The 11,840-nt window shown below is 37.0% G+C and carries 13 protein-coding genes and 11 tRNA genes; 23 read left to right on the plus strand and 1 reads right to left on the minus strand.

Annotated elements, in window-relative coordinates; all coding sequences use genetic code 11:
- Positions 1–150 precede the first annotated feature (150 nt).
- From alr to HHU08_RS02545, 11 genes are all read left to right on the plus strand, one after another.
- Positions 151–1,308: an alanine racemase gene (gene alr / locus HHU08_RS02495; RefSeq protein ID WP_169187739.1), complete on the plus strand. Its 1,158-nt coding sequence runs from the start codon at positions 151–153 to the stop codon at positions 1,306–1,308.
- Between the two features lie 351 nt (positions 1,309–1,659).
- Entirely contained in the window at positions 1,660–1,941 is a 282-nt protein-coding gene (locus tag HHU08_RS02500; RefSeq protein ID WP_016201247.1) for a CopG family ribbon-helix-helix protein, read from the plus strand.
- A gap of 4 nt (positions 1,942–1,945) precedes the next feature.
- The gene (ndoA, locus tag HHU08_RS02505; RefSeq protein ID WP_169187740.1) at positions 1,946–2,296 is read left to right on the plus strand and encodes a type II toxin-antitoxin system endoribonuclease NdoA; all 351 of its coding nucleotides are present in this window, start codon (positions 1,946–1,948) and stop codon (positions 2,294–2,296) included.
- Positions 2,297–3,136: 840 nt separating this feature from the next.
- Positions 3,137–3,502, plus strand: coding sequence for an STAS domain-containing protein (locus HHU08_RS02510; RefSeq protein WP_016201244.1), 366 nt, complete (start codon positions 3,137–3,139; stop codon positions 3,500–3,502).
- A gap of 3 nt (positions 3,503–3,505) precedes the next feature.
- On the plus strand, positions 3,506–3,907 hold the full coding sequence (locus HHU08_RS02515) for an anti-sigma regulatory factor (protein ID WP_016201243.1): 402 nt from the start codon (positions 3,506–3,508) through the stop codon (positions 3,905–3,907).
- A gap of 11 nt (positions 3,908–3,918) precedes the next feature.
- Complete coding sequence (locus tag HHU08_RS02520; RefSeq protein ID WP_016201242.1) at positions 3,919–4,929, plus strand: PP2C family protein-serine/threonine phosphatase; 1,011 nt, start codon at positions 3,919–3,921, stop codon at positions 4,927–4,929.
- Between the two features lie 55 nt (positions 4,930–4,984).
- Positions 4,985–5,317, plus strand: coding sequence for an anti-sigma factor antagonist (locus tag HHU08_RS02525; protein WP_016201241.1), 333 nt, complete (start codon positions 4,985–4,987; stop codon positions 5,315–5,317).
- Entirely contained in the window at positions 5,314–5,784 is a 471-nt protein-coding gene (gene rsbW / locus HHU08_RS02530) for an anti-sigma B factor RsbW (protein ID WP_016201240.1), read from the plus strand. The genes HHU08_RS02525 and rsbW overlap by 4 nt, the downstream gene beginning before the upstream one ends.
- A complete protein-coding gene (gene sigB / locus HHU08_RS02535) occupies positions 5,762–6,559 on the plus strand; it encodes an RNA polymerase sigma factor SigB (RefSeq protein ID WP_016201239.1) in 798 nt (265 codons plus the stop codon). Before rsbW ends, sigB begins: the two co-directional genes overlap by 23 nt.
- The gene (locus HHU08_RS02540) at positions 6,556–7,152 is read left to right on the plus strand and encodes a PP2C family serine/threonine-protein phosphatase (RefSeq protein WP_016201238.1); all 597 of its coding nucleotides are present in this window, start codon (positions 6,556–6,558) and stop codon (positions 7,150–7,152) included. Before sigB ends, HHU08_RS02540 begins: the two co-directional genes overlap by 4 nt.
- A 222-nt stretch (positions 7,153–7,374) precedes the next feature.
- The gene (locus HHU08_RS02545; protein WP_101729027.1) at positions 7,375–9,564 is read left to right on the plus strand and encodes a Tex family protein; all 2,190 of its coding nucleotides are present in this window, start codon (positions 7,375–7,377) and stop codon (positions 9,562–9,564) included.
- 101 nt (positions 9,565–9,665) lie between these two features.
- Here HHU08_RS02545 and cmpA read toward each other — a convergent pair whose 3' ends face one another.
- Positions 9,666–9,782 (minus strand): cortex morphogenetic protein CmpA, encoded by a 117-nt coding sequence (cmpA, locus tag HHU08_RS02550; RefSeq protein WP_101729026.1) that lies wholly within the window; start codon positions 9,780–9,782, stop codon positions 9,666–9,668.
- Positions 9,783–10,050: 268 nt separating this feature from the next.
- Here cmpA and HHU08_RS02555 point away from each other — a divergent pair, with 268 nt between their 5' ends.
- The 12 genes from HHU08_RS02555 to HHU08_RS02610 all read left to right on the plus strand — a co-directional run bounded on the left by HHU08_RS02555 (position 10,051) and on the right by HHU08_RS02610 (position 11,796).
- Positions 10,051–10,533: a SprT family protein gene (locus HHU08_RS02555; RefSeq protein ID WP_040342602.1), complete on the plus strand. Its 483-nt coding sequence runs from the start codon at positions 10,051–10,053 to the stop codon at positions 10,531–10,533.
- A gap of 153 nt (positions 10,534–10,686) precedes the next feature.
- Positions 10,687–10,761: transfer RNA gene (locus HHU08_RS02560), tRNA-Asn, on the plus strand.
- A 5-nt stretch (positions 10,762–10,766) separates the two neighbouring features.
- Positions 10,767–10,857, plus strand: a tRNA-Ser gene (locus HHU08_RS02565).
- Between the two features lie 21 nt (positions 10,858–10,878).
- Positions 10,879–10,950: transfer RNA gene (locus tag HHU08_RS02570), tRNA-Glu, on the plus strand.
- A gap of 25 nt (positions 10,951–10,975) precedes the next feature.
- Positions 10,976–11,052: transfer RNA gene (locus tag HHU08_RS02575), tRNA-Asp, on the plus strand.
- A gap of 19 nt (positions 11,053–11,071) precedes the next feature.
- Positions 11,072–11,146: transfer RNA gene (locus HHU08_RS02580), tRNA-Gln, on the plus strand.
- A gap of 1 nt (position 11,147) precedes the next feature.
- Positions 11,148–11,223: transfer RNA gene (locus HHU08_RS02585), tRNA-Lys, on the plus strand.
- 19 nt (positions 11,224–11,242) lie between these two features.
- Positions 11,243–11,327, plus strand: a tRNA-Leu gene (locus HHU08_RS02590).
- A 51-nt stretch (positions 11,328–11,378) separates the two neighbouring features.
- Positions 11,379–11,462 (plus strand) — tRNA-Leu (locus HHU08_RS02595).
- 64 nt (positions 11,463–11,526) lie between these two features.
- Positions 11,527–11,603 (plus strand) — tRNA-Arg (locus HHU08_RS02600).
- Positions 11,604–11,607: 4 nt separating this feature from the next.
- A tRNA-Pro gene (locus HHU08_RS02605) sits at positions 11,608–11,684 on the plus strand.
- Between the two features lie 38 nt (positions 11,685–11,722).
- Positions 11,723–11,796: transfer RNA gene (locus HHU08_RS02610), tRNA-Gly, on the plus strand.
- Positions 11,797–11,840: the final 44 nt, after the last annotated feature.

An 11,840-nucleotide genomic window follows, 5' to 3' on the forward strand; every position in this document is an offset into this window, starting at 1 on the left:
GATTTTCGCTGGGACACTTGACTTCAGTGGAAAATGAGTGGAAAGGGAGATCCAACAGGCGAAAGTCGAGGATAGGAATTGACAAGCTGTTAAATCAGTAGAATAATTTAGAATACAAGCTTTTTATTTCATGAAGGACGTGTGAAGATTTTGAATCAAGAAGATACTTTTTATCGAGATACATGGGTGGAAATTGATCTTGATGCTATTGCATTTAATGTTAGTGAGTTAAGAAAAAGATTACATCCTGAAAATAAATTGATAGCGGTAGTAAAGGCAAATGGATATGGGCATGGAGCTTTGCAAATTGCTAAAACAGCATTACAGTCTGGTGCGGATAGCTTGGCTGTAGCTTTTTTAGATGAGGCGATTAGTTTAAGAAATAGTGGTGTTACTGCACCAATTCTTGTACTGGGCGCAAGTAGACCAAAAGATGTTATGACAGCGATAAAAAATCAGGTGACTTTAACTGTTTATCATGTGAACTGGCTGGAGGAAGCTCAACAATTTTTAAGTAAGGATGCTTCTTTAACGATCCATTTTAAGTTAGATACGGGCATGGGGAGAATTGGTTTAAGAAAGGAGCAGGAGATCCAGCAGGTAGAGGAATTACTGGTAAAGCATTCGAATATTGTCGTGGAGGGAGTTTTTACTCATTTCGCGACAGCGGATGAAAAAAATTCTTCTTATTTCGAGAACCAAATTCAACGCTTTAAGGAGCTACTTTCTTCCTTTTCAAAGCTGCCAGCAATTATTCATTGCAGTAATAGTGCGACCAGTCTTTTACATCCAGATTTACAATATAATGCTGTTCGTTTGGGGATTTCGATGTACGGATTGACACCATCTCTTGAGATTGAGCCTGATATACCTTATCTATTAAAAGAAGCTTTTTCCTTGCGCACAAAATTGGTCCAAGTGAAAAAGTTAAATAAAGGGGATAAAGTAAGCTATGGTGCAACGTATGAGGCGGAAGAAGAGGAATGGATAGGTACTTTGCCAATCGGCTATGCGGATGGATGGTTACGTAAACTGCAAGGACAAGAGGTTCTTATTGACGGAAGGAGAGTACCAATTGTTGGGAGGATTTGCATGGATCAATGCATGATAAGGCTCCCTTTCTATATAGAACCAGGTACAGAGATAACACTGATTGGGAAACAAAAAGATGAGATTATTTCTGTTAATGAAATTGCTGCTAAATTAGAAACGATTAATTATGAGGTTACCTGTATGATTTCTACAAGAGTCCCTCGTGTGTATAAACAAAATGGTGTTTTTACAGAAACAATGAATCCTTTAATTTAATTGTATATATAAAGGATAGAGGTATAATGCAAATATTTTAGGGCGATTATTGTAAAAAACATTATTTTAACTCTAGACTAAATAAATAGTAATGGATGATGAAAATAATGAATACATTAATTATGGTCACAGATACCATTTAGAGATAACTAATATGAAAAATATGGAATTACAGCTATTATTTTTGAGAATATTTTTCGTTTTTTCCATTCTTTCATGCATAAAAGGGATAATTTTTGGCGGATAATACAGTAGAATTGCTGAATGGACTTTGCAGAAACAATGAATAGTGGTATGATTAAAAAAAGCAGAGCTAAAAATGGTGTGTAGTGATGGTGGAGGTGTATGTTTGTGTCTGAATCCAGCGCAACGACAGAGATCATGATAAAATTACCAAAGCATTTGTTAACTGAATTGGACGGCTTCGTTAAGCAAGAAAATGTTAATCGTAGTGAATTTATTTATCAAGCAACGAAAATGTATCTTCGCGAACGGAAAAAGAGACATATCCGCGAATCGATGAGACGAGGATATATGGAAATGGCTAAATTAAATTTATCCATTGCATCAGAAAGCTTTCTCGCAGAATACGAGGCAGAGCATACAGTAGAACGTCTTGTAAGCGGAGGGTAATCCTTTGATTGTCAAACGTGGTGACGTTTATTTTGCAGACCTATCCCCAGTTGTTGGTTCAGAGCAAGGCGGCGTCCGTCCTGTACTTGTCATTCAAAACGACATCGGGAATCGGTTCAGTCCCACAGTCATTATTGCAGCAATTACAGCTCAGATTCAAAAGGCTAAATTGCCGACTCATGTGGAAATTGATGCGAAGCGATATGGTTTTGAAAGAGATTCAGTAATTCTTTTAGAACAAATTCGTACGATAGATAAACAGAGGCTAACGGACAAAATTACTCATCTTGATGAGGGAATGATGGAAAAAGTCGATGAAGCTCTACAAATTAGTTTAGGTCTCATTGAATTTTAAGAATAGAATGCGCTCGTTTGTAGCGCTTTTTTTTTATAGTAACCGTTCTGCATGTGAAATAGCCTGTATATTGTTAGTAAAAGAACCTCCTATTTTTAATGGAGGTTCTCAGTTTGTCGACAAAAAGATTTTTAGAAACTTACATTGAATTTTCATGCGTTGCTTGGAGTGGAAGGGGTGAGACTCCTGTGGGATTAGCGAGACAGCTGAGACCCTGCAGGCCAAAGGCCGAAGCGGCTCAGCGCGAGCCCCACGGAAAGCGAACCCCTGGAACGGAGAGCAACATCCCTATTCAAAGGGACTAATAAATATACTATAGACAAACCTCTATATCTAAAATTCAGGGGTTTGTCTACACTTTGAGAACCTCCTATCTTTAATGGAGGTTTTTTCTATTTTAATTTTAAAAGCACTAATAATAAAAAAGTAGGCATCTGTCTCTATGGTGTGACAAAAAATTTTATTAACTCGTATAAAAAGGTTTCAAAAAGAATCAGAATGGGAATATAGAAAAGTCATCTCCTATATAAATATAGGATCAGTCAATTTTCAACTGAAAATAATGCCCAAAAATACCGATTGTTTTTCAATATATCAGTTTTTGAAAATAGAAAGTCTCTCTAATATGATAAAATGGAGAAAGGCTAATTATAATTATAGAGCAAGTAAACAGGTTAAATGAAATGTGCTGGAGATCTATAAAAAAAATGTATTAATCTATATGATGTAGATAAATACCAAGGTCTATATTTAGCATTTGCTTCTGTCATATAGAGAAATCCCTATAAAGGGATTGGTAAGTTTGTAAAAATATATTAAAAGAAAGTTGGTTGGTTTTGGGTGAATAGAGTAAGAATACCAATATTAAAACTTTATGACTATTTACTAGTATCTATTCAATGGGAGTTAGATGACCAAACAGCCCTTCAGTTTCAAGAGGATTTATTAAATAAAATCCATGAGACTAGTGCAAGTGGAGTAGTTATTGATTTAACTTCCATTGATTTTATAGATTCATTTATTGCAAAAGTGTTAGGTGATGTAATCGGTATGTCGAAGCTAATGGGGGCTAAGGTGGTACTGACAGGAATTCAACCTGCTGTTGCCATCACCTTAGTAGAACTAGGTATCAGTTTAAACGATGTTTTAACTGCCTTAGATCTAGAAAAAGGTTTGGAGAAATTACAACAGGAATTGGAGGATTGACCTATGGGAGACCAATCCTGTGTAAAAATCGTAAATGAATGGGACATCGTTGCTGCTCGACAATTAGGCAGAAATATTGCAAAAGAGCTCGGCTTCGGTACCGTCGATCAAGCACGTATTACAACTGCAATTAGTGAACTAGCAAGAAATATATATTTGTATGCTGGACAAGGACAGATTTGTATTGAAAAGCTGTTTGAAAATGGGAAATCAGGTTTGAAACTAATTGCAATAGATAGTGGTCCTGGAATCAAGGATATTAGACAAGTGATGCAAGACGGTTTTTCTACCTCCGGCGGGTTAGGTGCTGGATTACCAGGTGTAAAAAGGCTGATGGATGAGTTTGATATTAAAACCTCTATCGGTGAGGGGACAGAAATTCAGGCAGTGAAGTGGCTAAGATAGGGGGAGAGATAATGGATTTCCGGGAAATGATGGAATCTAAGTATCGAGATCTTCTTGTGAACTATATTAAAGATGAATCGGAACAAGCTCTTTATCAAGGGCAAAAGTTTAGTAGAAAATCCATTGAACAAAAAATATCGCCAGAAGATATCATCAGTTTACATAAATCAATTCTTATGGATTTATACCCAGAGATGCCTGAATATGTAACAAAATCCTTTGATATTCTTTTAGAGGTCATGATTGGGTATGGATTTGCCTATAGAGAACATCAAAGCCTTCGTCATGTTCAACAAGAATTAAGAAGTGAAATGGAGATCGCTGCAAATGTTCAGCAAACATTATTAAGCACTGATATTCCAAAAGCAGATGGGTTAGATATCGGCGCAATCAGTGTTCCTGCTAAAATGATGAATGGAGATTATTATCACTTTGTTCATGATGATGATCAGGTGATTAATATTGCAATTGCGGATGTAATTGGAAAAGGAATTCCTGCTGCTATGTGCATGTCGATGATTAAGTATGCGATGGATAGTCTCCCTGAAAATAGGAATAAACCAAGTAATGTATTAGAAAACTTAAATAGGGTTGTAGAGCAAAATGTAGATCCCAGTATGTTCATTACGATGTTTTATGGAGCGTATGATGTATTGTCACATGTATTTCATTATGCGTCAGCTGGTCACGAACCTGGCTTATATTATCAAGCAGAAACCAAGCAGTTTAGTGAGTTGAAAACAAAGGGATTACTACTAGGCGTCGATAAAAAAACAAAATATCAGCAATTTGAAAAGCAAGTTTATCCAGGTGATATGATTATTTTAATGTCAGATGGAGTAACCGAGTGTAGAACGAAGGAAGGCTTTATTGATAAAGAAACGCTTCTTGGATATATAAGAAAACATATGCACTTAGATGCACAAAATATTGTCAAAAATGTCTATAAGGAATTAGAAAAGATTCAAGACTTCCAATTGCGTGATGATTTTACTTTAATTATTTTTAAAAGAGAAGTTTAACATCGTAAATGATCGGGTATAAGACAATATCGTAATAATGTAAAGGTGGGTCGGGATGAATATCATAATCGATGTAAAGGAAAAAGAATTGGATGTAGAAGTCAAGGTTTCTGGTGAAATTGATGCGTATACTGCTCCAAAACTAAGAGAGCGAATTTATTCCTTTTCTGAACAAGAAGGAATAAAAATGATAATAGATTTGTCAGATGTTAACTATATGGACAGTACTGGTTTAGGGGTATTTGTAGGCATATTTAAGAATGTTCGTGCAAACAATGGCGAATTCAAGTTAATAGGTCTATCAAGCCGTTTAATTAGATTGTTTGAAATAACTGGATTGGCAGATATTATAGACATAAATAGTAAGATAGAAGGTGGAATCCAATGAGTCATTTTGAGTACATCGAAATGAAAATTCCTTCTAAACCAGAGTATGTTGGGATTATTCGCTTAACATTATCTGGAATTGCAAGCAGAATGGGCTTCAGCTACGATGAAATTGAAGATTTAAAAATAGCGACAAGCGAAGCATGTACAAATGCTGTGCAACATGCGTACAAGAATAATGACGCAGGAGAAGTTTTAATAGGATTTCGATTATATAATGATCGCTTAGAAGTTATTGTAGCTGATAATGGAAAGAGTTTTGACTTTCATTCCACTACAAAAGATTTGGGCCCTTATGAGCAGGATGAGTCAGTGGAATTTCTTCGCGAAGGAGGACTTGGCCTATACTTGATCGAAACATTAATGGATGAAGTAAAGATTCACCATAATAACGGGGTAACTGTTTTCATGACTAAATACCTCGAAGGAGAGCAGGTGGAGAGGGATGCAGAAACAATCTCAACCTAATCGCCATTTACCAAAAGAAGAAGTAAATGCATTAATAAAACAATTTCAGAGCACACAAGACGAGCAGGCACAAGAAAAGCTTGTTATAAATTATCGTGACTTAGTAGAAATGCTGGCACGAAAATATTCTAAAGGAAAAATGTTTCATGAAGATATTACACAGGTTGGGATAATCGGATTAATAGGAGCTATTCATCGATATGATGAAAGTTTTGGGAAAAGTTTTGAAGCGTTTGCTGTCCCAACGGTTATTGGAGAAATCAAACGATTTTTAAGAGATAAAACGTGGAGTGTTCATGTACCTAGAAGAATTAAAGAACTTGGCCCTAAAATAAAGAAAACCGTTGAACAACTTACTACTGATTTACAACGTTCACCAAAGGTAAATGAAATCGCCGATTATTTAGAGGTATCCGAAGAAGAAGTGCTAGAAGCAATGGAAATGGGCAGAAGCTATCAAGCGTTATCTGTTGATCATTCCATTGAAGCGGATTCGGAAGGCGGAACTGTTACACTTCTAGATATTGTAGGAGATGTGGATCAAGGGTTTGAAAGAGTGAATCAAAAGTTAGTACTGGAGAAGGTATTGCATGTATTAACGGAGAGAGAAAAAAGCATTATTCAATATACATATTTGGATAATCTTAGTCAGAAGGAAGCTGGAGAAAAACTTGGGATTTCTCAGATGCATGTTTCAAGGCTTCAAAGAAGAGCAATTAAGAAGCTTCAAGAAGCAATACAGGCAGAATCCAGTAATTCGGAGTTTATCTTATGAACGAGTTGAAAGACAACAATGTTCATGTACTCGCCTATCAGACTAGCAAGAAAGGGAAAACCCTTTGTGGAGATAGCTTTTTTTATACATCAACGGATGATTACTTTGTTTGTGTATTAGCGGATGGTCTTGGCAGTGGCGAATACGCAAATGAAGCATCCGTTGCAGTTACTGAGATCATAAAAGAAAATCATGCGAAATCAGTAGAGGAATTAATGGAACTATCGAACGATGTTCTAGTAAAGAAAAGAGGAGCTGCTGTTTGTGTTTTCAAAATAAACTATGCTTCTAAGACCATTGTTTATAGCTGTGTAGGCAATATACGTTTTTTTCTGTATTCTCCTTCAGGTAAATTAACCTATCCACTCCCGGTAACGGGGTATTTATCTGGGAGACCTCAACATTATCATACACAACGTTTTACTTTTGAGAATCATGCCAAATTTCTTGTTTTTTCCGATGGGTTTAATATTCAAGGAATTAAAAACTTGCTAAAAGGATATTTACCGATTAGCTCCATAGCGGATAACATTGTTGGGAAATATAATAATTCAGACGATGATTCTACCTTTATTCTAGGAAGCTTGCTTTAAAAAGTAAGCTTTTTCTTTTTGTCTAATAGTAGGTTTTTAAGTAGATAGAGCGGCAAAATTAAGGAAGGGAACGTAAATTCATGTGTTGATAATATGCTTTCATGAGACCTTTTGATAAAATAGAAGTAAGTGAAAATAAAAGGTATTACTTTTAGTGGGTAAGAGAAATGGAAAGACTGTTTCAAGTGAGTTGGATGGAGATTAGAAAGGATAGTGAGTCGTATGGAGAAGGTTTTGGAACAGCAAAAAGGGCAGGATTATTTATCTATTATTGCAAAAGAACAGAATGTTTCAATGAAACAGGTGAAAAGTGTTATTACATTAATAGAAGATGGGAATACCGTCCCTTTTATTGCTAGATACAGAAAAGAACAAACTGGGGCACTAGATGAGGTGCAGATTAAGGATATTATTGATCGTTATACATATATTCAAAACCTAGCACAAAGAAAAGAAGAAGTTATTCGGTTAATTGAGGAACAAGGAAAACTGACAGAAGAACTTCGCAAGAATATTACAAAGGCAATCAAGTTACAAGAAGTAGAAGACCTTTATCGTCCGTATAAGCAAAAGCGTCGAACAAAAGCAACTATTGCAAAGGAAAAAGGCTTAGAGCCATTTGCAGAATGGTTATTAAATAGGAATCAAGAAAACTCTTTGGAAGAGGAAGCGCGTAAATATATTTCTGAAGAAAAAGATGTACTAACAATCGAAGATGCGATAAATGGAGCGAAGGATATATTGGCAGAGCGCATATCGGATGACGCAGAGAGCAGAAAATGGATTAGAAACAAGACGATGCTTAGTGGGAAAATCCAATCTAGCTCTAAAAATGCTGAAAAAGACGAAAAAAATATTTATGAAATGTATTATGAGTATGAAGAACCGGTAAACAAGATTGTTCCTCATCGGACATTAGCTTTAAATAGAGGGGAAAAAGAAGATATCTTAAAAGTAGCGATTATTGCTCCTGTCGATGTGATAATAGAATATTTAGAGGAAAAATGGATAACAAATACTCGTTCGCCTGCAGCGAGCATTATAAAAGAGGCGTTAGAAGATGGTTTTAAACGTCTTATTCAGCCTTCTATCGAAAGAGAAATAAGAAATGAGCTAACAGAAAAGGCTGAAGAACAGGCAATACATATTTTCTCAGAAAATCTTAGAAATCTATTATTGCAACCACCATTAAAAGGGAAAATGGTTCTTGGTGTAGATCCAGCATATCGGACAGGCTGTAAATTAGCAGTAGTAGATGAAACAGGAAAAGTATTAGAAATTGGTGTAATTTATCCACATCCACCTGTATCAAAAACGGCAGAAGCAAAAGATAAATTTCAAAGCATTCTTAACCGCTATAATATAGAAATGGTTGCAGTCGGGAACGGAACAGCATCAAGGGAAACAGAACAATTTGTTGCAGAAATGCTAAAGAAACAAAATAAAGAGATCTTTTATTTAATTGTGAATGAAGCAGGTGCAAGTGTCTATTCTGCTTCAGAAATTGCTAGAGAAGAATTCCCGGATTTTCAAGTAGAAGAGAGAAGTGCGGTGTCAATTGCAAGAAGATTGCAAGATCCACTTGCTGAGTTAGTGAAAATTGACCCGAAATCTGTTGGTGTCGGTCAATATCAACATGATGTATCGCAAAAAAAATTAGCTGAATCATTGCACTTTGTCGTAGAGACCGCAGTTAACCAAGTAGGTGTTAATGTAAACACTGCATCTTCTTCCCTATTACAATATGTCGCTGGCCTTTCCAAAGCGGTTGCTAATAATATCGTGAAAAAACGAGAAGAAGAGGGCAAGTTTAGTAATCGTAAGCAATTAAAGAAGATACCACGTCTAGGAGCAAAAACATATGAACAAGCAATTGGCTTCTTGCGCGTCTTGGATGGAGAAGAGGCTCTAGATCGAACAGGTATCCACCCTGAGCATTATGATGAAGTGAAAAAACTCCTATCTAAGTTAGGATTTAAGTCACAGGATATTGGCACGCAAGCGTTAAAAGAAGCCTTGACGAAAGTAGCATTAAAGGAGATTGCCCAGGAACTTAATATGGGAGAATTAACATTAAAGGATATTATTGATGCATTAGTTCGTCCATCTCGTGATCCACGTGAAGATCTTCCCGCACCGCTATTACGTAAAGATGTATTGAAGCTAGAAGATTTGCAAACAGGAATGGAACTACAAGGTACGGTTAGAAATGTAGTCGATTTTGGAGCGTTTGTAGATATTGGAGTAAAACAAGATGGCTTAGTTCATATTTCTAAGCTGAGCAACAAGTTTGTTAAGCATCCACTTGATATAGTAAGTGTAGGGGATGTTGTTACAGTTTGGGTAGATAGCGTAGATCATAATAAGGGAAGAGTTGCACTTACGATGCTGAGCCCAAAAGAAGAAAAATAACGAATGGAAGCAAGCCTGCGTTTACTAAAAAACGCAGGCTTTTCCTACATAAGAAGAGTTGATTGAAAGTTATTCGTACAATAATCAAGTAAGAGCGAAAGTTAACTAGGAGTATTTTTACGGCAATAGTAATACCAGCATTGATTCAATAGCTTTACTTGATAGCTGTTTTTTTCATAGAAAGCTTTTTTAATTTGGTTTTGTAACCAATTAGGCATTATATCCACTCCTTGCTTTTATTTCGTTATGGCTAATTTAAGAACTCTCCTTCTTTTAAATTCCATTAGTTTATATAAGAGAAGCGAGAAAAAAGGCTGTTTGTACTTGTTTGAAAAAAAACGGAAATTTAGACGCCACTCTAAATAACATAACGGGTAAAATATGCTTTGGTTTAAGTGGTATCCATGATTTGTGTAGATTTTAGTAAGTGATAAGATTATTGTATGCTATAATAGTTTGTCTTGTTGAGGAGGGATGAGCAGAACGATGACAAATGAAGAATTACAAAGGTTAGTGGAGGATATATCATGGGAATATTTTAAAAGGAAGTTTGAACACGAAGCATCTTTTAATCCCAGATTAAGAACCACTGGGGGAAGGTATTTATTAAGTTCGCATAATATTGAAATTAATAAAACGTATTATGAGATGATGGGATTGGATGAATTAATAGGGATCATTAAGCATGAATTATGCCATTATCATCTTCATTTATTAAAAAGAGGTTATCAGCATAAGGATGCAGACTTTAAGTCTCTTCTAAAAAGGGTAGGTGGTCCAAGATATTGTTCTCCCTTACCAGCTGAAAGTAAGAAAGGAAAATCAAAGAAATTACTTATTTATTCTTGTGTTTCTTGTAAACAGAAATATACGAGAAGAAAACGAATGGACATAAAAAAGTATGTTTGTGGGAAATGTAGAGGGAGATTAATATTAGAAGAAATAATAGATGTGGATAGACAATCTTAACGTGGTTAATTTTTATTTTAAAAAAGTTTTAAAAGGCGCTTGACTTATTATTTATATGTCCTTATAATGTAAAGAGTCGACAAGAGAGCGGCTGATTAATTCAACTGCTAATAACTATCTTGTTTAGATAGTGGACAAGTCGATAAAAATTATTCCGCAGTAGCTCAGTGGTAGAGCATTCGGCTGTTAACCGAACGGTCGTAGGTTCGAGTCCTACCTGCGGAGCCATTTTTGGGGAAGTACTCAAGAGGCTGAAGAGGCGCCCCTGCTAAGGGTGTAGGTCGCGTGAGCGGCGCGAGGGTTCAAATCCCTCCTTCTCCGCCAGAAAGCAATTTTAAAGATCATGGCCCGTTGGTCAAGCGGTTAAGACACCGCCCTTTCACGGCGGTAACACGGGTTCGAATCCCGTACGGGTCACTTGTTAGTTGTTATTAGAAAAAATGGTCCGGTAGTTCAGTTGGTTAGAATGCCTGCCTGTCACGCAGGAGGTCGCGGGTTCGAGTCCCGTCCGGACCGCCATTTATATTTATTTGTTTATTGGGCTATAGCCAAGCGGTAAGGCAACGGACTTTGACTCCGTCACTCGTTGGTTCGAATCCAGCTAGCCCAGCCACGAGCCATTAGCTCAGTCGGTAGAGCATCTGACTTTTAATCAGAGGGTCGGAGGTTCGAATCCTCCATGGCTCACCATTTTGAATATTAGAATTAAGCGGGTGTGGCGGAATTGGCAGACGCACTAGACTTAGGATCTAGCGCCGCAAGGCGTGGGGGTTCGACTCCCTTCACCCGCACCATCTAATGAACGAAAAAGATTTATGAATGTACAATGGATTATCTCTTATAGTGCGGTCGTGGCGGAATGGCAGACGCGCTAGGTTGAGGGCCTAGTGGGGGTTAACCCCGTGGAGGTTCAAGTCCTCTCGGCCGCATCGAAAAAAGTGTTGACAGCCGATAAAAAGTATTGTATGATTATAAAGTCGCTTTCGGAAATATGCGCCCGTAGCTCAATTGGATAGAGCGTCTGACTACGGATCAGAAGGTTATGGGTTCGACTCCTTTCGGGCGCGCCATATTCGGGAAGTAGCTCAGCTTGGTAGAGCACTTGGTTTGGGACCAAGGGGTCGCAGGTTCGAATCCTGTCTTCCCGACCATGAATATCAAGCAAAAGTGAATATTACTCTCAATTAATGCGGGTGTAGTTTAATGGTAAAACCTCAGCCTTCCAAGCTGATGTCGTGGGTTCGATTCCCATCACCCGCTCCAAATTATTTTATTGCTCTTTGAAAACTGAACAAACAAACGTCAAC

This window comes from Niallia alba, assembly GCF_012933555.1.
Classification (GTDB): domain Bacteria; phylum Bacillota; class Bacilli; order Bacillales; family Cytobacillaceae; genus Niallia; species Niallia alba.